This is a genomic window from Rhizobium sp. Leaf371 (assembly GCF_001424045.1).
GTDB lineage: Bacteria > Pseudomonadota > Alphaproteobacteria > Rhizobiales > Rhizobiaceae > Ferranicluibacter.
This window is the reverse complement of record NZ_LMQB01000001.1, coordinates 537,447-556,975: the sequence shown is the minus strand read 5'-3', so window position 1 is coordinate 556,975 and position 19,529 is coordinate 537,447. Positions and strand designations below refer to the sequence as shown.

The following is a 19,529-nucleotide window of genomic DNA, read 5'->3' as shown; positions in this document are numbered from 1 at the left end:
GTCAGCCTCCCAGCTTCGAAAGACTTGCAAGGTCTGGCAGATCGAAAATCGACATGTCGGCGGGCTCGGCTGGGGCATGCGTGCGTTCCCCGACCCGCAACTTGGCGGAGCGGGCGCGCGGATTCCTGGATGATTCGTCTTCGCTTGCAGCAATCATGGCCTTACCAACTGGTGCGAAGGTTGCCGGGCGCTCGTGCATGATGGGCAGGTGACGCGACCCCGAGGCCTTGCCGGCGCGGTCCTGGAAGAACTTCTTGACGATCCGGTCTTCGAGCGAATGGAAGGTGACCACGCTCAGCCGACCGCCGGGCTTCAGCGCGCGCTCGGCGGCAAACAGAGCCTGCGCCAGTTCGCCGAGTTCGTCGTTGACGAAAATGCGCAGCGCCTGGAACACCCGGGTTGCCGGATGGATCTTGTCCTTGGCCTTGCGCGGGGTCACCACCTCGATCAGACCCGCAAGATCGCGGGTCGTCTCGAACGGGGTTTCGGCGCGGCGCTTCTCGATCGCCCGGGCGATGCGGCCGGACTGGGGCTCCTCACCCAGAAAGCCGAAGATGCGGATGAGATCGCCGACCTTGGCGCGGTTGACGACATCGGCGGCGGAAACGCCGTCCGACGACATGCGCATGTCGAGCGGGCCGCGACGCTGGAAGGAGAAGCCCCGATCCGCCTCGTCGATCTGCATGGAGGAAACGCCGATATCGAGCACGACGCCGTCGAGCCCGCCTTCGGGGGCATGGAGCGCGAGGTCGGAAAACTGTGCGTGGACGAGGGTCAGGCGACCGTCGCTCGCCGCGACGAGAGCCTGTCCGGCCGCAATCGCGCTCGGATCGCGATCGAGCGCGATCACATCGGCGCCGCTCTCGAGGATCGCGGACGTATAGCCGCCGGCACCGAACGTGCCGTCGAGGATCGTCTTGGCCGGTCCCGGCTGAAGACTGTTCAAAACCTCTGGGAGAAGAACCGGAATGTGGCGGACCGGTCCGCCATCGGCTCCAGTTGCACTGTCGCCAAGATCCGCCACCATTCCGTCTCTCCATGCTAGCCGGGGCGCAGACCTCGCAACCTGCGTTCCTGACGTGCCGCCGCCTGCGTTTCCTGAAACACCTGCGGCGCCCATAACTGAAAGTGATCCGCCCGACCGACGAAGGTCACCTCGTTGGTGATGCCGGTAAAGTCGCGAATGAAATCCGTGACCATCAACCGACCTTCCTGGTCGAGCTTCATGAAGACCCCGCCCCCGTGAATGAGGAGCGACATCTCGTTGGCTTGCGGCGAAAACGGATCCTCGCCCGCAATCTGCCGCTCGAAACGATCCAGCAGTTCCGGCCCGCCCGCACTGATCGCAGGGAACACGAAATCCTGGAAGCAATACAATTCCCGGATATCCAGCGTCGCCAGCACACCGCGAAACGACGAGGGAACGGAAACCCGTCCCTTCGCATCGATGCGATTCGTGGCATGCGAGAGAAATCGGTTCATGACGCGTAACAGCCGTTTTCATCCAACGCGCCGGCGGAAGACGCCCGCAAGCAACTCCGGAAGCAGACACCATACGCCACTGCCGGGCGACATGCCCGTTCCACAACCCCTTGAGGGTCAACCACCAAGCTCGCGATGATCGGGCCGTCAACGACCCCTGTGCAGTGCATGATTGGGATAGCATGGGACCATATGGGGGTCAATGGGATTTGGGTCGCTGGAGGGGCCGCCTCCATCGAACATTGATAGACTGTTAAGTTTAACAAATGGTTACGACGCGCTCTGAGACGCTCTATCCGAAAGAGACCCTCCGGCATGGCTCAACGACCGCAGGCGGCAATCGGTGCGGACAAAAGGGATTTTATAACAACAGGATAGATTAAACCCAGCCCGCGCCTGAAAACGGGCGCTACACGCAGGAAGCGTATCGACAGGAAAAAACGCCAGTCGGCCTGTAAGCCGGGTTCTGTATGGCTCCGGCCGGTTGAGGACCGGAACGTGGCAGCCATTCATCTGGGACGACGCTCGCGCGCCGCCTCATGCAACCCACCCGGATGACTGGCCCGGAACAGGCCGGCAGCCTTGCGGCTGCCACGTCATCCCTATTCGGTCTTGCTCCCGGTGGGGTTTACCGTGCCGCCCCTGTTACCAGACGCGCGGTGGGCTCTTACCCCACCCTTTCACCCTTACCCGCGTAAACGCGGGCGGTTTGCTTTCTGTGGCACTTTCCCTGAGGTCGCCCTCGCCGGACGTTATCCGGCACCGTTTTTCCGTGGAGCCCGGACTTTCCTCCCCCCGCAACCTTTCGGTCATAGCGGAGAGCGGCTGCCCGGCCGACTGGCAGCGCCCTGATAGCGGAGACTTCCAGCCTTGGCCAGCTTTATCGGGCCGGAACGACCATGGTCAGGGACGAACATGGGCTGGAACGATCACGGGCTGGAACGGCAGGTTCAGGCGAAGACCGGTGCGAAGGACTGGCTGTAGCCTTCGCCATCGACCTTCCCGTCGAGGATCAGCGAAGCCCCGAGCCGTCCGATCTCGTCGCAGCTCTTCGCCGCCATGCCGTTGCCGCCGGCGAGAAGTGCGACCCGGTCGGATTCGACATAGCCGATATAGGGATAGCCGGTCTCTGTCAGCGAGACGACGCAGGGCGAAAAATGCGTGGAGGCCGGCGCAAAATCCGGCAGGATGTCGGCCAGATGCCGCGCCAGATGCGCTGCTGCCGCAGCGCGACCGCCGCTGCGGAACCAGGACCGGATCGCCGCCTCGTCGCGCAGCTGGAGATCGTCCGGATCGCCGCCGATCTTAATATAGGTCTTGCCGTCCGGATAGCGGATCGGCGGCAGAAGGTAGAAGCTGTCGGCTTCGCTCGCCCCGTTGCGGATCAGCGACGGCATCGCGGAAAGTCGATCCCGGTCCGCCTCCGCCACCTCCGCGAAGAGGACGGTGCGCGCCATGACCTGCAGAACCGGTGTTCGACGCAGAAGCCGATCCGACAGCGCGAACCCGCCGGTGGCGACCAGCACCTTCTCGGCTTGATAAGCGGCACCGTCGATCGTGGTGACGGTGACGCCGTCCGCCGTCTCGACAAGATCCGTCACCTCCCGGCTGATGACCGACGCGCCGGCCATCGCGGCGCAGACGGTTTCCGCGGCAACCAAGGCCCGCGGATTGACGTGCCCGGCATCGCGCGCCTCGAAGATCCCGCGTTCATGGCCGCGGAACGAAAAGGATGGGAAACGCGACCGGAGACCCGTCGGGTCCAGATGCGCGATGGCAACGCCCAGGCTTCTGGCGGCGGCATCGACATGGCCGAGATAGGCACCGCCGTCCGCTCCCGCGATCAGGCATCCGACTTCCGTGTAGAAGCCGATGCCCGAACGGCTTTCGATCGCGTGGTAGCGTTCGATGGAGCGACGGGCCATGCGCGCCCAGTCGCCGTCGCTGTCGATCGTGCGGGTGATCCGGCCATTGTCGTAATGGCTGGAAAACACGCCGTCATGCGTGGCCCAGTCGCCCGGCTCGTCGGGACCGATCAGGGCGACGTTTGCCCCGCTCGATGCGAGATGGCGCGCGGCAGACGCGCCCATCATGCCCTTGCCGACCACGATCGTGTCGAACGTCCCGCTCATCATCATCTCCGGATCTTCGCGTCTGCACAGGTCCGGTCTCCGTCAGACCTGTCGCTTACGAGTCGAGCAGAGTCTGGACCTTGCCGCAATAGCGCCTGGAGACCGGGTTCATGCGGGTGGCACCATGTCCGGCGTTGTAGCGCAGGATCGTGCCGCAGGTGAAGCCGCCGGAGAGGCGATGCGCCTTGGCGAGGTACTTCATGCCGAACTTTATATTCGTTTCGGGATCGAACAGCCCTGCCCGGCTGCCGCCATAGCCCATCATGCGGGCCGTCGCCGGCTTGATCTGCATCAGCCCGACCTCGCCGGCACTGCCGCGCGCCTTCGGGTTGAAGTTGCTCTCGACCCGGATGACCGCATGGGCCAGATCGAGCGGCACGCCATTGGCCTGCGCATAGGTCGCGATGAGGCCGGAATAGGCCGGCGCGTCCATCTCGAAACTGGTGAGCGGGAAGCCGAGCGTCCGCCCGATATCCGGCAACGCGCGCGTCATCTCGGTCGCGCTCGTGTCTTCGAGAGAGGCTGTCCGTGTCGATGGAGATTGAAGGGACAGTTCGGTGGATGCCGTTTGATAGGCGGCCTCCGGTGCCGGAACGACCGGTGCTGTCGCACCGGCAAAGGATGGTTGAACCCCAGAAAAAAGCGCGCAGAAGCAGGCGGCTGCCTGGACGACAGTCGTTCGTCTCATGAATTTTGTAAACTCCGCTGGGATCGGGAGACCAGCGGACGCCCCGCCCCGGTCTCGCCCGATCCATGATCATGGTCATCAGCGGGGAACGGTACGCAACCCTTAGGACCCCGCCCTCGGTACCGTGTCAAAATCCGTGTGGAACATGGTCATCATATGGCGATGCAGCAAATTGCTGCAGAACGGTAAACGCAACAGGTTTCAGGTGCGCGTGAACTGCGGCAGCGAACCGAGCAGCCGATGCAGCGTATCGAGCGTCGAAATATCGGCGATTCCATCGATTCGTTCGGGGCGGAAATGCCGTTGGAAGGCCTCGACGACGCCCTGCGTCCGGTCGCAGAATTCGCCTGTCACCTCAACGCCATAGCCGTAGAGCGACAGCATGCTCTGCACGGCCTCGACCGGCTGGCCCCTGTCGCCCCGCTGAAAGTAGCGTCCGCCGCCCACCGGCGCGGCCTCGACCCAGTGACCAACCCCTTTTTCATACAATTTCTTCCAGGGGAAATTTTCCCCCGGATCGACCTTGCGAATGGGGGCAATATCGCTGTGCGCCAGTACCCCCTCGGGAGGGATGGACCAGCGTTCGACACAAAACTGACACAGTTCGACGACTGCCGCGATCTGGATGGCGGGAAAATCCGGCAGCCCGCCGGGATGGCCGGCATTGACGATCTCGATGCCGATCGAGCGCGAATTGATGTCGGTTTCGTTCTTCCAGATGCTCTTGCCGGCGTGCCACGCCCGGCGGTCTTCCCCCACGAGCTGATCGACCCGGCCGTCCTCGTGCACGAAGTAATGGCTGGAGACCTGGCTCTCTTCCCGGCACAGCCAGTCGAGCGCGCCTTCCGCCGTCGGCATGCCGGTATAGTGCAGGACGATCAGATCCGGGCCGGAAACGTTCAGACGCTCGTTATGATTGGGCGAGGCGACGAACCTTGCCTTCGGAAAATCGCAGACGGGAAGACTCATGCCGCGCGACGTTCTCTCTCGATCGCCGCATAGGCGGCATTGAAGGCTGCCATCCGGTCGTTGGCCGAAGCATGCTGCTCGGCCGGCACGCCGCGCGCGACCAGAAGATCCGGATGATGCTCGGAAACGAGCACGCGATAGCGACGACGAATGGTCGAGAAGTCGTCCTTGCGGGAAACACCGAGCAACGCATAGGGATCGACGCCTTCGAGATAGGCATGGCGCGACAGGATCGTCTCGAACTTCGCCTCGTTCATCCCGAAGATTTCGGAGACGCGGCGCAGGAAGACCAGTTCCTTCTCGTGCAGCGCGCCGTCCGATTTCGCGATATGGAACAGCCCGTCCACGATATCCTCGAGCACGGGGCAATCGGCTTCGCAGGAGACGCAGAGGGCCGAGAGCTTCTCGGCATAGGCCTCGTATCCCGCCACGTCCTGACGCGCGAGATTGTAGAGCCGGGCCACGTTCTGCGCCTGGTCTTCCGGAAACTTGAAGATCTGGCGAAAGGCCGAAACCTCGGCCTCGGTCACCACACCGTCCGCCTTCGCCATCTTGGCCGACAGCGCAATCATCGCGACGGAAAAGGCCACCTTGCGGCGGGTTTCCGGATCGCCCTCGAACAGCGTCCGGATCGCCTCGACGAGACCCGACAGCGCATTGCCGGTCGACGTCACGATTCCGATGAGGCTATCCCAGATCGACATGAAAGAGTCTTTCCCGTTTGGCGGGCCTGTCGAGGCCCCTTGCTCCGGCTCGTTTCGTCCGGCTGTGATGTCAGGACAAAAGCAATGCAGGTGCTCTTTGTTGCATGGGAACCACAGACATCCTTGGTCCGGGCCCGCGCAGGAGGGAGAAGTCTGATCAGATGTCGGCAGCGAATGCAAGACGAAGACGGCCCGGAATGACAGTTTTGTGATGGCCCTCATTAATTTAAGGCTGCATTCTGCGTTGGACGCTCGGCAGCCGTGCGGTTCATGTCATTTTACTTGTGATGGTTCTGGGCTAGGAGAGGTGCGCTACCCGTTGAATGGCATCGTCCCGAGGAGGAATCATGGCCAAGCAGAAAGTCGCAATGCTCACCGCGGGGGGCCTGGCTCCGTGCCTCTCGTCGGCCGTCGGCGGATTGATCGAGCGCTATACGGATATCGCGCCGGATATCGAACTGATGGCCTATCGCTCCGGCTATCACGGCTTGCTGCTGGCCGACCGGATCGCGATCACGCCGCAGATGCGCGAAAAGGCAGGCCTTCTGCACCGCTATGGCGGCTCTCCCATCGGCAACAGCCGCGTCAAGCTCACCAATGCGGCCGACTGCGTCAAGCGCGGCCTCGTCAAGGAAGGTGAGAACCCGCTCCGCGTCGCAGCCGAGCGTCTTGCCTCCGACGGCGTCACGATCCTCCACACGATCGGCGGCGACGACACCAACACGACCGCCGCCGATCTGGCCGCCTATCTCGGCGCCAATGGCTACGACCTCACCGTCGTCGGCCTGCCCAAGACCGTCGATAACGACGTCGTGCCGATCCGCCAGTCGCTCGGCGCGTGGACCGCGGCCGAATACGGCGCGAAGTTCTTCGACAATGTCAGCAACGAGCAGAGCGCGGCACCGAAGACCCTGATCGTCCACGAGGTCATGGGTCGCCACTGCGGCTGGCTGACCGCCGCAACGGCGCGCAGCTACATGCAGACGGTCGAGAAGACCGAATTCGTCGACGGCTTCATGATGAACAGGGAACTGAAGACGATCGACGGCCTCTATCTGCCCGAGACGGCCTTCGACCTGCAGGCCGAAGCCGAGCGCCTGCGCGCCGTCATGGCCAGGACCGGCTATGTCACCCTGTTCGTCAGCGAAGGCGCCTGCATGGACGCGATCGTCGCCGAACGCGAAGCCGCCGGCGAAACCGTGAAGCGGGATGCATTCGGCCACGTCAAGCTCGACACCATCAATGTCGGCAACTGGTTTTCCAAGCAGTTTGCCGACCTTCTCGGCGCCCAGCGCGCGATGGTGCAGAAGTCTGGCTACTATGCCCGTTCGGCGCCGGCCAATATCGATGACCTGCGCCTCATTCAGGGCATGGTCGATCTCGCGGTCCAGAGCGCCCTCGACAAGGTTTCGGGCGTCACCGGCCACGACGAGGACCAGGGCGGCAAGCTGCGCACGATCGAGTTCCCGCGCATCCGCGGCGGCAAGCATTTCGACACGGCGACGCCCTGGTTCGGCGAGGTCATGGATGCGATCGGCCAAAGCTGGAAAGCTGCGCACTGAGGCAAGACGATCCAGACATGACGCACCCGAACACGGCGGCCCGTTCCACCATCGGGCGCCATCTGTCGGGAGTGTTAACGACGGATGAAAGACGCGTGCCGGGGCCTTCGAAAACAGGCTCCGGCACCCTTGCTTTTGGGGCTTTCCGCCGGCGGAGACAGGCCGCGACCGAGCCGAATGACGGCCGTCGCTTGCGAGCGGCCTTCATATAGGTTAATGACGGCGACGACATGGCGGCTTTTGGCTGCAGCACTGGTAAGGCTACGGGGCCAAAAAGCACGAAAGCGACAGCATGGCAGTTTCACGTCTTTCCCTTCATAAACAGTCTCTTACGGCATGCGCACTGATCTCGGCGACCTTGATGGTCGGCTGTTCGAGTGTCGAGCGCACGCCGATGGAGCAGTTGATGGCAGCGCAGACGGTGACGCCGATCGCCAAGCCCGGAACCGAGTTGACGGCATACGCGCTCCCGACACCGGATGGCGCAGCCGCCACGGCGGTCGAAGCCCTCGCCGCACAGACAGCCAACGCTTCGGCGACCACGCCCGCCCAACAGACGTCCGCCGCAGCTGGCGTTTCCGCACCGATGGCCACCGCTTCGGCCGAGGCTGCAAAGACTGCGCCGGGCGCGCCCTCGGCCGTCAAGGCGCTCGCCAATACCGAGGTCGCGTCTCTCGCACCGGGCAATACGACAACCGCTAATCCTCTCCTCGCGAACACGGCAACCGACGCACTTCCGGAAACCGCGAATGCGATGATCACCGTGCGGAAGGTTGCGGTTCAGCCGATGATCGCCAGTGCCGGGGGCATGGAGTCGGATTTCGATACCGGCGAACCGGTCGGCCTCGAAACGCTCGTTGCCAAGCGCATGATCGTTCCCGCCGCCAAGCCGCAGCTGATCTCTGTCGCCTATTCCAAGATGGAATCGGCTGCCAGCGCCCTGCTCGGCCGTGAAAAGCCCACAAGCTCGCGTCCCGAGCTCGACAAGCTGATCACCCACTATGCCAAGCTCAACGGCGTTCCGGAAGACCTGGTCCATCGCGTCGTCCGCCGCGAAAGCACCTACAATCCCCGCGCCTATCACAACGGCAACTACGGCCTGATGCAGATCCGCTACAACACGGCCAAGGGTCTCGGCTACGAGGGAACGCCGGAAGGCCTGTTCGATGCGGAAACCAACCTGAAATATGCGACGCAATATCTCCGCGGCGCCTGGGTCGTTGCCGACAACCAGAACGACAATGCCGTCAAGCTCTATGCCAGTGGCTATTACTACCATGCCAAGCGCAAGGGCCTGCTCGACACGCTGGGAATGCGCTGAGCCAGAAACGCTGTCTGCGATCCTGAGAGGTCAGCTGCGTCCGAGATGACGCATGACGCCTCCTGTCTCGAGAGGTACCTTGACGGCCCGGCCTTGCTTCGAGGCCGCCCCTAACCCCTCCTTGCAGGCGTCGTTTCCACGACCAGCAGAGCGCCTTCAGGGCTGCGTCTTTGACAGGGCGGCGACAATGTCGCGATGGAGCACGCTGTCGTCATAGCCCAGCTCGCGCGGCGTCAGCCCGAGACGCACGACGGCAAGCTGCATGGAGGGTACGAGCAGGATCGACTGCCCGTCATGACCCCGCATCCAGTAGGCGTCGCTCGGGAACCCCTGAGCCTCCGGCCCCGTCTTCATCCATACCTGTCCGGAGCCGAACCGGCCGTTCGAGGCGGAGGTTGCCGTGCGCATCTGGCGGACATAGTCCGCCGGCAGGATCTGCTCGTTGTTCCAAGCGCCATCCTGCAGCAGGAAGAGCGCGAAGCGCGCCCAGTCCCGCGCCGTCGCATACATATAGGAGGAGCCGACGAAGGTGCCGTGCGCATCCGGCTCCAGGATGGCGCTGCTCATGCCGAGCGGCCGGAACAGGGAGGCGCGCGGAAACGTCAGGGCCTCGCGCGGGCTGGCGAAGGAATTCATCCAGAGGCGCGAGAGAACGACCGTGGTGCCGCTCGAATAGGAGAATTGCGTGCCGGGCGCCGCATCCAGCGTCTTCGACGCGGCATAGGCCGCCATGTCGTTTTCGAGGAAGAGCATGCGCGTCGCGTCCGTCACGCTGCCGTAGCTCTCGTTGAAACCGAGGCCGCTCTGCATTCCGAGCAGATCGGACAGCGTGATCCGGCTTCGCTCGTCATTGCGCCATTGCGGCAGGAGGTCGGATGCGTCGAGGGTCATCTGCCCATCCCGAACGCGCAGGCCAATCAGCGCTGCCGTGACGGTTTTCGTCATCGACCAGCCGAGCAGGGGCGTCGAAGCATAGAAGCCGGGAGCATAGCGCTCCGCGATGATCCGCCCGTTGCGGACGACGACCAGACCCCGCATGCCCGGCCCTGCCCGGCTGTCGTCCTCGATCAGCGCCTGCATGCCGGCATCCGCAACCAGCGCGCCACCTTCCGGCCAGGGCTGCGCCGTGTCCGGCTCCAGGCTGCGTCGGCGCAGCGACCGGTTGCCCGGAAAGGCAGCAAACGCCCCATCGGTCACGTTGGAGCAGCCCAGCCCATCGCGGAAGATCGCATGGCCCGGCGCGGCAAAACCAAACATCCGTGCCGTCACCGTCTTGCGCTGCTCGTCGACGGAGACGCGGATGAAGCGCAGCAAGGGATGGCCCGGCGCCTGCACGTCGTCGGCCAGAACCTCCGATGCGTTGCGCCCGGCAACGAACAGGCTGGAACAGACGATCTTCGCCGCGTAGCTGTCGCCAAGTTTCAGGAGATCGGGAGGCGCAACCGTCAACCAGGTGCCGACACCGGCCACGAGCGTGAAGAGCCCACCGGCCATCGTCATGAAAAAGGTGCGTCTGCGCATGATCCGGTTCCGCAGGACTGCAGGCCCCCAACCATCCGAAACGGCGGCAAAAGACCGTGCAGCGGGTGAAGCTGCCGGGCGTTGCGTCTCTCCAAGGCAGAGCCTGCACCGCGCCGGGCGACTGGCCACGCGGCGGCTGGACGCCGCGCACAGGCCGGCGCCGGCTGCCACTATGGCCGTTTCACCCCCGCAAACGCAACCCGCAAGACGACCTGCACGAGGCCCGCGAGCTGAAAAGTGAGCGCTCAGACTTTGAGGGAATGGGCGCGGTTGCCATCCAGAATGGCCGAGACGTCGCCTGCCGACACCGGCCGCGAAATCAGGAACCCCTGGATGGCTTTGGCACCGCGCGAGCGCGCATATTCCAGCTGGCGCTCCGTTTCCACGCCTTCGATCGTCGTCGACACATCGAAGGTGTTGCCGAGCCGCAGAATGATATCCACCAGTTCCGCATCCCGCTTGCTGCCGAGCATAGCTTTGGTGAAGGAGCGGTCGATCTTCAACTGATCGAGAGGAAAGCGGCGCAGATTGTTGATCGAGGAAAAGCCGATGCCGAAATCGTCGAGCGCGATCCGAACACCTTCGGCACGCAGTTCCGTCAGGCTGTCGCAGATCACGGCGGGATCGACGGAGAAGATCGATTCGGTGACTTCGATGGTCAGGCGGCCGGGCGCTATTCCCGACTGACGCAGGCAATCCCGGACGAACGGCAGGAAGGTCGGATCGCGGAACTGGTCGCCCGCGACATTCACGGCAACGCCGATCGGCGCCGGCCAGTGCCGCGCCTCCGCGCAGGCCGTCCGGATAACCCAGTTGCCGATCGGCAGGATGAGGCCCGTGGCCTCGGCGATCGAAATGAACTGATCGGGCGCGATCACGCCCTTCTGGGGATGCTGCCAGCGGATCAGGGCTTCGAAAGCGCTGATCTTGCGTGTCTCCGAGCACACGATCGGCTGGTATTCGAGAAAGAACTCGTTTCGGTCGAGCGCACGTGAGAGATCGTATTCCAGCTCGGTACGCGCCGACGCCTCGGCCAGCATGCCGACCTCGTAATAGGCATGGCTGTTTCCGGCGATCTGTTTTGCCTGCATCACCGCCAGGTCTGCCCGGCGCAGCAGGGCCGACATGGACGTGTCCTCGGGTGTCGGCAAGGCAACACCGATGCTCCCCCCGATCCAGACTTCGCCGGCTGCAAGCGCGAAGGGCGTGCTCATCACCGTCTTGATCGTCGCGCAGACATCCTCGATCTTGCCGTGCGACGGCGCGCCCGCAACGTGAACCGCGAATTCGTCCGCGCCCAGCCGGTAGATCGTGCCGACCCCGCTGAGAACCTGGGACAGACGCGTGGCGATCTGGATCAGCACCTCGTCGCCGGCGGCGTGGTCCATCGTGTCGTTGATGAAGCGGAACCGATCGAGATCGATGAGGAGTAACGCCCCCCGCCCCTCCGTCCGGGAATCGTTCAAAAGCGATGTCAAATCGTGCTCGAGCGCGAATCGATTGGAGATGCCGGTGAGATGGTCGATGTGCAGAATGGGCGCGATCGGCAGCGCGTCACGGCCGCTGGCGTGCGCCGCAGCTGAGTGGGCACCCTGCGGATGCACGAGGATCTTACGCCCGGATCGTCTCTTCTGCAGCCACTCCAGCATCATGGTCTTTCCGAACATAATCATTTCGCTCGGTCAGGCACGATGCCGTCCCGGCGGGTAAAATCCGACAGACGTCTACATGTTATACTTGTGGGGCATGCCAAGCGTCGTGCCAAGCGGAGTCTGCCGTATTGGTAAACGAAGAGCATCCGAAAGCCGAGGCCGACGGGCCCCACCACAGCCGCCCACAGCCCCCTCCGAGCGCACGTCACGAAAGTGTTGCGCAAGCATCCTAGAAGCATCGCATCTTCAACGAACGGCTGTTAACCATGACCGATCTTGCGCCCACCGATCTCGTGTCCTCCCCGCGCGTTGCGGATACTCCCAGCCGGCGTCGAAACCAGAAGCTTCGCAAGGCGCTGATCCAGCACCGGCCGCTGTCGGCCTCCGGCCTGTCCGAGCGCCTGTTCGGCCTGCTCTTCTCCGGCCTCGTCTACCCGCAGATCTGGGAGGACCCGGCGGTCGACATGGAGGCGATGCAGATCCGCCCGGAACATCATATCGTCACCATCGGCTCCGGCGGCTGCAACATGCTCGCCTATCTCTCCGCCATGCCGGAGCGCATCGATGTGGTTGATCTCAACCGACACCACGTGGCGCTGAACCGCCTAAAGCTCGCCGCCTTCCGCCATCTCCCGGCGCAGGGCGATCTCGTGCGCTTTCTCGCCCGAGAAGACCTCAGCTCCAACGTGGCCGCCTATGACAGGTTCATCGCCGAGCATCTCGATGCGTTCACGCGCAGCTATTGGGAAGGCCGCAAGCTGAACGGTCGCCGGCGGATCGCCGTGTTCGGCGCCAATCTCTACCGGACCGGCCTGCTCGGCCGCTTCATCTGGCTCGCCCATATGCTGGCCCGCGCTCATGGCGTCGATCCGTCGGAGCTGACCGCCACCCGCTCGATGCGGGAGCAGCGCCAGTTCTTCGACGAGCGTCTGGCACCCTTGTTCGAACGTCCGGTGATCCGCTGGCTGACCGGCCGCAAGAGCTCGCTCTTCGGCCTCGGCATTCCCCCGCAGCAGTTCGACGAGCTCGCGAGCCTCAGCAGCGAAAAGACGCTGGCGCCCGTCCTGCGCCACCGGCTCGAAAAGCTCGTCTGCCATTTTCCGCTCCGCCACAACTACTTCGCCTGGCAGGCTTTCGGCCGCCGGTACCCGCTGCCGCATGAGGGCATGCTGCCCCTGCACCTGCAGCCCGAGGCCTACGAGGCGATTCGCGACAATGCGGAGCGCGTCCACGTCCACCATGAAAGCTTCACCGACCTTCTGGCGCGCAAACTGCCGGGCACCGTCGATCGCTACGTGCTTCTCGATGCCCAGGACTGGATGACAGACCAGCAACTGGACGATCTCTGGAGCGAGATCACCCGCACGGCCGCACCGGGCGCCGTGGTCATCTTCCGCACCGCGGCCGAACGCAGCATTCTCGAAGGCCGCGTCTCGGACGACCTCCTGGCGCACTGGCATTACGATCAGGCGAAATCCGAAGCGTTGAACGTCAAGGATCGCTCCGCGATCTACGGCGGCTTCCACATCTACCGTCGCCAGGCCTGAGCCGCATGACCGAATCCCTGGTTTCCGACAGCGCGCATGCCGGCCGCATGGACCGGATGTACCGGACCCAACGCCATATCTACGACGCTACACGAAAATATTACCTCTTCGGCCGCGATACGCTGATCGACGGTCTGGACGCCGGCGCCGGTGCCCGGGTGCTGGAGGTTGGATGCGGCACCGGGCGTAATCTGGCGCTCATCGCCAAGCGCTATCCCCAAGCACGACTCTACGGCCTCGACATCTCGGCGGAAATGCTGATCTCCGCCGAAAAGGCGCTGGCCGGCCGCGCGGCGACGCTGAAGGCGGCGGATGCGACGGACTTCGAGGCCCGCGCCTTCGGCGTCGAGGGCTTCGAGCGGATCGTCATCTCTTACGCATTGTCGATGATCCCGGACTGGGAAAAGGCGATTGATGCGGCGCTTGACGCTCTGGCGCCAGACGGTTCGCTGCACATTGCCGATTTCGGCCAGCAGGAAGGCTTGCCGCCGATCGCGCGCCGCATCCTCTCGGCATGGCTCACCCGTTTCCATGTCACCCCGCGCGCCCGCCTGATGGCGGTTGTGACGGCGAAAGCCCGCGCGCGCGGCCTGAGCACGGAGACGAAAGCGCTCGGCCGTGGCTATGCATGGCTGGTCATCTGCCGACGCACCTAGCTTTTATTCGAGGCGGCCTCCCGCCAGATACGGGTACTGCAAGGCCGACGATCCCGGCGGATCGGAGCGTTTGGAGGGTTGTTTGACACAAGCCACGAACGCTATGCTGCGATCAGGGCTTGAAACTAACCCAATTTTTACGTTGATATGATGAACATGGGGTTCAGGTCTCCGGGGGTCGGCACATATGGGCAGTCACGGGTGAGGCACAACGTTCCATCATCAACGAACGGGAACTCCATGCGCCGGCTGCTCCTTGCTCTTCTGCCGCTTGTCTCGCTGCTGTCCGCGTGCACGTCGACCGATTACGACCTCGTGCAAACAGCCTCCATATCGCCCCGTTTCCAGGACAAGGATCCGCAGGATTTCGGCGTGCGCACGCCCCAGCATCACAGCATCCACGGCATCGACGTTTCCAAATGGCAGGGCGATATCAACTGGACGGCCGTCAAGCAGTCCGGCGTGTCCTTCGCCTTCATCAAGGCGACCGAGGGCAAGGACGTCGTCGATACCCGCTTCTCGGACTACTGGCCACAGGCCCGCGCCGCCGGGATCGCCTATGCGCCCTATCATTTCTACTATTTCTGCTCGACGGCCGATGAGCAGGCCGACTGGTTCATCCGCAACGTTCCCAGAAGCGCCGTCCATCTGCCGCCGGTTCTGGACGTGGAGTGGAACGGCGAATCCAAGACCTGCCGTTATCGCCCCTCGCCGCTGACCGTGCAGACCGAGATGAAGCGTTTCATGGATCGGCTGGAAGCCTATTACGGCAAGCGCCCGATCATCTACACCTCGGTCGATTTCCACCGCGACAATCTCGTCGGACAGTTCAACGAGCATCACTTCTGGGTGCGCTCCGTCGCCAAGCATCCGGTCGAGATCTACAAGGACCGTCGCTGGGCCTTCTGGCAGTATACCAGCACCGGACAGATCCCCGGCATTTCCGGCAACACCGACATCAACGTCTTCGCCGGCTCCGAAAAGAACTGGCGTAAATGGGTGAAGGCCGTTTCAGAGCCGAAGCAGGTGGCCGGCAACTGACGCTCGCCCTGCCGCGGGGCTCCCGGCTCCGGCTTCCTTGCGCCCGCTTCTTCATTCCGCCCTATTGCCGTGTGAGAGCGGCCTGACATCGCCGGTCCTGCGACCGGCGAACTTTCCTTGTCGTGGCGTCTGCCCGTATTGGTTTGCCCGACCCGCATTGCCTTGGCGTACCCGTATTGTTTTGCCCTAATTGAATCGAAGGACCCGCTCATGCTTCGCACTCGCCTGCTCCCGTCCCGTCTCGCCGCTGCCAGCCTGCTCGCGCTGATGACGTCGGCTGCCGTCTCGGGACCGGCATCGGCCCAGACCGCGACACCGCCCGCCGAAAAGCCCGCATCAGCCGCTCCCGCCGCCCCGTGCGGCGGCGATCTCGCGGGCTTCCTCAGCGGCGTCAAGGCGGAAGCCGTCGCCAAGGGCATTCCGGCCGACGTGGTCGACCGGGCGCTGGCCGGCGCTGTCATCGATGACAAGGTGCTGGCGCGCGACCGGGCGCAGGGCGTCTTCAAGCAGACCTTCGCCGAATTTTCGAACCGCACCGTCAGCAAGGCGCGTCTCGATATCGGCGCGAAGAAGATGAAGGAATATGAAAGCGTCTTTGCCCGGGCAGAGCAGGAATATGGCGTTCCCGCACCGGTCATCACGGCCTTCTGGGCGATGGAGACGGATTTCGGCGCGGTTCAGGGCAATTTCAACACGCGCAACGCGCTCGTGACGTTGTCGCACGACTGCCGCCGTCCGGAAATGTTTCGTCCGCAGCTGATCGCCGCCATCGAGATGGTCCAGCATGACGACCTCGATCCCGCGACCACCACGGGCGCCTGGGCCGGTGAAATCGGCCAGGTGCAGATGCTGCCCGAAGACATCATCGCGCAGGGCGTCGATGGCGACGGCGATGGCCACGTCAACCTGAAGGACAGCTCGGCCGACGCGATCCTGACGGCGGCGAAGTTCATCAAGAGCCTTGGCTATACCGCAGGCCAGCCCTGGATCCAGGAAGTTACGCTGCCGGAAAACCTGCCCTGGGAGAAGACGGGCCTGCAGCCCGGAATGACGGCCGGGCAGTGGTTTGCGCTTGGCGTCAAGCCGCGCGACGGCAACACGACGTTCGGCGACCTCCCCGCCTCGGTGGTCATCCCGCAGGGCCGCAAGGGCGTGGCCTTCATGACCTATCCGAACTTCAACATCTACCTCGAATGGAACCAGTCGTTCATCTACACGACCTCCGCCGCCTACTTCGCCACCCGTCTTGCCGGCGCCCCGCCATACGAGGCGCGCAATCCGGAACCCGGCCTCAATGACGAAGCCATGAAGGTGCTGCAGACCAAGCTCGACGCCATCGGCCATGATGTCGGCAAGATCGATGGCATTCTGGGCTCCGGCACCCGCGCAGCGCTGCAGCGCGAGCAGCAGCGCCTCGGCATTCCCGCCGATGGCTGGGCGACCCAGGCCGTCCTCGACGCCCTGCCGTAAACGTCAGACATCCCCTGGCATCGAACGCCGCGCGTCGGAAACGACCGCGGCGTTTGGCATTGTCGTATCAGGTTCTGCCGGATCCGTGATCGTCGGAGACGTCGTCTCCGGACGTGTCTGCGCCGGGCGTATCCTCTGCGGAGCCGCCCTTGGCCGGTTGGTCGCGCCGATGCTGCCGGGCCAGCCGCAGCGCGCGATAGCGGAGGCGCAACGCGCGTCCGATGCCCACCAGCGCCGCACCGCCACGCGACACCTCGGCAAGCTCCCGCTGATAGGCGATCGCAAAGGCGTGGCCGTAGCTCTCGCGGTGCTCCGCGGCCAGCCCGTCCAGCCTGTGCATGATCGAAACCCACAGCGGCGACACCAGAAGGGAGAGCGCCGTGACGGCGATCGCAATCCGATAGGCGTCGAGATCGAGCGCCCCGGCCGAAAGGCCTGCGGCCGCGAGCACGAAGGAGAACTCGCCGATCTGCGCCATGGAAAGCCCCGCGACGAGCGCCACCTGCGGCGGCGATCCCGTTCGGCGCAGCAGCGCGATGTTCAGCGCCGTCTTTGCCGCAATGACGACGACGGCGAGCGACAGGACGAGGACCAGATGCGCGGCGATGAAGGTGAGATCGATGAGAAGCCCGATCGACAGGAAGAAGGCGACGAGGAGCACGCTCTGGATCGGCTCGATGACCGGGATGACATGCGCGCGCAGCGTCGAATTGCCGATGACGATGCCGGCGAGAAAGGCGCCATAGGCCGGCGACATGCCTGCAAGGCCCGAGAGTGCCGCCGCAGAGAAGCAGACCGCAAGCGCGCCGAGCGCCAGAATCTCTACCTTGCCTTCGATCGCCGCGCTGAACGGCAGCCGCAGCTTTCCCCGACGTCCGAGCCACCAGAGGAGGCCACCGAGCAGCCCGATGGCGAGAAGCATCTTGATCGCGATCTGGACGAAACCGATCTCGCCGCCGCCTTCAGTGCCACCGAGACTGGTCACGAGAATGAGCATGGGGACGACGGCGATGTCCTGCGCAATCAGGACGCCCACCGCGATGCGGCTGGTCTCGTTGCGCAGTTCCCCGCGGTCATCGAGCATCTTCATCGCCACGACGGTGGACGAGAGCGCCACGACGAAGCCGAGAATGAGCCCTTCGGCAAGCGGCGTTCCGGAGACACCCGACATGATCAGCGCGAGGAGGACGGACACGCCGATCTGCCCGCCGGCGACGAGCAGGGCCTGCCGGAGGCTGAGAATGAAAGCCCGGATCGACAGCTCCATGCCGATGAAGAACAGGAGCACGATCACCCCCATCTCCGCCAGCAGCGTCACGTTTTCGCTGTCGGAAATGAACCCGAACCCGGTCGGCCCGAGCGCCACACCGGCCAGGATGAACCCGACGAGCGGCGGCTGACGCAGGCGCAGGAAGCCGAGCCCCATCAAGGCGGCGACCGCGATGACCAGCGCGATCGAGACGAGATCCTGTCCGTGACCGGCCGCCTCTGCGGCCGAATGGGCGGTGGATGACGTTTGCAGCAGCCCTCTCCTTATCCATGCGCATCGACCCTCAGCACCGCAGACCTGCGATCAAGGAGCCGAACAGACCGGCATGATCGGCATGAAGCGTCCAAGGTCAACCCTCAGCGAGGCCGGACCGTCCGGCTGAAGGCCCTTCGGAGAGCGCACTGCCCCGTCGAGCAAGAAACGGGTGGATGAGACACGGACAACTGCGCTACAGCCCCCGGCAGAGACCGGGAACGAAGGCGCAAGGTGCCCGAGCGCAGAGCGAGGAGGACGACATGACGATCGCGACAACACCGGTGGAAACGCGGATGACGCCGCTCACCTGGGGACTACTGGCGCTGCTCGGGCTCATCTGGGGTGCTTCGTTCTTCTTCGGGCGCATCGCCGTCCAGCACGTCCCCGCCTTCACGCTCGTGTTTCTGCGCGTCTCGATCGCCGCGCTGGCACTGCATCTGTTCGTTCGCGGCCGTTTCGACATCTACAAGGCGCTTGCAGCGCGGTGGCGCGCCTTTCTGGTGCTGGGACTGCTCAACAACGCCATCCCGCACAGCTTCATCTTTCTCGGCCAGACACAGATCGGCGCCGGTCTTGCGTCCATCCTCAACGCGACAACCCCGATCTGGACCGTCCTCCTGGCCCACGTTCTGACGAACGACGAGAAATTGAGCCCGCTGAAGATCGGCGGCACCGCGCTCGGCCTGGCCGGCACGGTTCTGCTCATCGGCCCAAGCGCTCTCGGCCATCTCGGCGCCACATCCCACGGCATTCCGCTCTGGGCGCTCATCCTGCCGCTGGGCGCGGCCATCAGCTATGGCTTCGCAGGTATCTATGGCCGCCGTTTCCGCGGACTGGCGCCGCCCGTGACCGCCGCCGGACAGCTGACCGCCTCGAGCCTGATCATGCTGCCGGTCTCGCTGCTGGCGGACCACCCATGGACGCTGGCGATGCCGCCGCTGACGACGATCCTCGCCATCCTCGCACTGGCGCTCGTATCGACCGCCTATGGCTACATCCTCTTCTTCCGGATCATGGCGCGCGCCGGCGCGACCAATACGTCGCTCGTCACGCTGCTGGTGCCGCCCAGCGCGCTCCTCTTCGGGCTCGCCTTTCTGGGAGAGCGTCTCGACATCACGGATATCGGCGGAATGACCCTGATTGCCGCCGGTCTGATCGTTCTCGATGGCCGCCTGCTGGCCCGCAGGAAGCCCCGTCAGGATGTTGTTAACACCTGAAAACGAATCGTTAATTTCAAAATAGGTTTCGGAAACAATATC

Annotated in this window: 16 protein-coding genes and 1 other RNA gene; 7 read left to right on the top strand and 10 right to left on the bottom strand. The window is 64.1% G+C overall.

Annotation, left to right across the window (positions count from 1 at the left end):
• Position 1: 1 nt before the first annotated feature.
• The 7 genes from rsmH to ASG39_RS02430 form a co-directional block, all read right to left on the bottom strand.
• Entirely contained in the window at positions 2-1,027 is a 1,026-nt protein-coding gene (gene rsmH / locus ASG39_RS02460; protein ID WP_062592456.1) for a 16S rRNA (cytosine(1402)-N(4))-methyltransferase RsmH, read from the bottom strand.
• A 14-nt stretch (positions 1,028-1,041) separates the two neighbouring features.
• Entirely contained in the window at positions 1,042-1,482 is a 441-nt protein-coding gene (gene mraZ / locus ASG39_RS02455) for a division/cell wall cluster transcriptional repressor MraZ (protein WP_062592454.1), read from the bottom strand.
• Between the two features lie 439 nt (positions 1,483-1,921).
• Positions 1,922-2,323: RNase P RNA component class A (rnpB, locus tag ASG39_RS02450), an RNA gene on the bottom strand.
• Positions 2,324-2,432: 109 nt separating this feature from the next.
• A complete protein-coding gene (locus tag ASG39_RS02445; RefSeq protein ID WP_062593360.1) occupies positions 2,433-3,614 on the bottom strand; it encodes an FAD-dependent oxidoreductase in 1,182 nt (393 codons plus the stop codon).
• 55 nt (positions 3,615-3,669) lie between these two features.
• A complete protein-coding gene (locus tag ASG39_RS02440; protein WP_082476858.1) occupies positions 3,670-4,302 on the bottom strand; it encodes a lytic transglycosylase domain-containing protein in 633 nt (210 codons plus the stop codon).
• A 201-nt stretch (positions 4,303-4,503) separates the two neighbouring features.
• A complete protein-coding gene (locus ASG39_RS02435; protein WP_062592452.1) occupies positions 4,504-5,271 on the bottom strand; it encodes an N-acetylmuramoyl-L-alanine amidase in 768 nt (255 codons plus the stop codon).
• Positions 5,268-5,975: a DnaJ family molecular chaperone gene (locus ASG39_RS02430; RefSeq protein ID WP_062592450.1), complete on the bottom strand. Its 708-nt coding sequence runs from the start codon at positions 5,973-5,975 to the stop codon at positions 5,268-5,270. The genes ASG39_RS02435 and ASG39_RS02430 overlap by 4 nt, the downstream gene beginning before the upstream one ends.
• A 347-nt stretch (positions 5,976-6,322) precedes the next feature.
• Between ASG39_RS02430 and ASG39_RS02425 the strand changes: the two genes are divergently transcribed.
• Together ASG39_RS02425 and ASG39_RS02420 are read left to right on the top strand one after the other, a co-directional pair.
• Entirely contained in the window at positions 6,323-7,537 is a 1,215-nt protein-coding gene (locus tag ASG39_RS02425; protein ID WP_062592448.1) for a pyrophosphate--fructose-6-phosphate 1-phosphotransferase, read from the top strand.
• A 292-nt stretch (positions 7,538-7,829) separates the two neighbouring features.
• On the top strand, positions 7,830-8,858 hold the full coding sequence (locus ASG39_RS02420) for a lytic transglycosylase domain-containing protein (RefSeq protein WP_062592447.1): 1,029 nt from the start codon (positions 7,830-7,832) through the stop codon (positions 8,856-8,858).
• A gap of 156 nt (positions 8,859-9,014) precedes the next feature.
• Here ASG39_RS02420 and ASG39_RS02415 read toward each other — a convergent pair whose 3' ends face one another.
• Positions 9,015-10,379 (bottom strand): serine hydrolase, encoded by a 1,365-nt coding sequence (locus ASG39_RS02415; RefSeq protein WP_062592445.1) that lies wholly within the window; start codon positions 10,377-10,379, stop codon positions 9,015-9,017.
• 245 nt (positions 10,380-10,624) lie between these two features.
• Positions 10,625-12,046: a bifunctional diguanylate cyclase/phosphodiesterase gene (locus ASG39_RS02410; RefSeq protein ID WP_062592442.1), complete on the bottom strand. Its 1,422-nt coding sequence runs from the start codon at positions 12,044-12,046 to the stop codon at positions 10,625-10,627.
• Positions 12,047-12,297: 251 nt separating this feature from the next.
• Here ASG39_RS02410 and ASG39_RS02405 point away from each other — a divergent pair, with 251 nt between their 5' ends.
• The 4 genes from ASG39_RS02405 (at position 12,298) to ASG39_RS02390 (ending at position 16,745) form a co-directional block, all read left to right on the top strand.
• Positions 12,298-13,578 carry a DUF3419 family protein gene (locus tag ASG39_RS02405; RefSeq protein WP_082476854.1) on the top strand — a complete coding sequence of 427 codons (1,281 nt, stop codon included), beginning with the start codon at positions 12,298-12,300 and terminating at the stop codon, positions 13,576-13,578.
• A 5-nt stretch (positions 13,579-13,583) separates the two neighbouring features.
• On the top strand, positions 13,584-14,234 hold the full coding sequence (locus tag ASG39_RS02400; RefSeq protein WP_062592440.1) for a class I SAM-dependent methyltransferase: 651 nt from the start codon (positions 13,584-13,586) through the stop codon (positions 14,232-14,234).
• A 240-nt stretch (positions 14,235-14,474) separates the two neighbouring features.
• A complete protein-coding gene (locus ASG39_RS02395; RefSeq protein WP_062592438.1) occupies positions 14,475-15,275 on the top strand; it encodes a GH25 family lysozyme in 801 nt (266 codons plus the stop codon).
• Positions 15,276-15,485: 210 nt separating this feature from the next.
• Entirely contained in the window at positions 15,486-16,745 is a 1,260-nt protein-coding gene (locus ASG39_RS02390; protein WP_062592436.1) for a lytic murein transglycosylase, read from the top strand.
• Between the two features lie 67 nt (positions 16,746-16,812).
• Here the strand turns inward: ASG39_RS02390 and ASG39_RS02385 are convergent, their stop codons facing one another.
• The gene (locus ASG39_RS02385) at positions 16,813-18,171 is read right to left on the bottom strand and encodes a cation:proton antiporter (protein WP_156468016.1); all 1,359 of its coding nucleotides are present in this window, start codon (positions 18,169-18,171) and stop codon (positions 16,813-16,815) included.
• Positions 18,172-18,530: 359 nt separating this feature from the next.
• Here ASG39_RS02385 and ASG39_RS02380 point away from each other — a divergent pair, with 359 nt between their 5' ends.
• Positions 18,531-19,487 (top strand): DMT family transporter, encoded by a 957-nt coding sequence (locus ASG39_RS02380; protein ID WP_062592432.1) that lies wholly within the window; start codon positions 18,531-18,533, stop codon positions 19,485-19,487.
• Positions 19,488-19,529 lie beyond the last annotated feature (42 nt).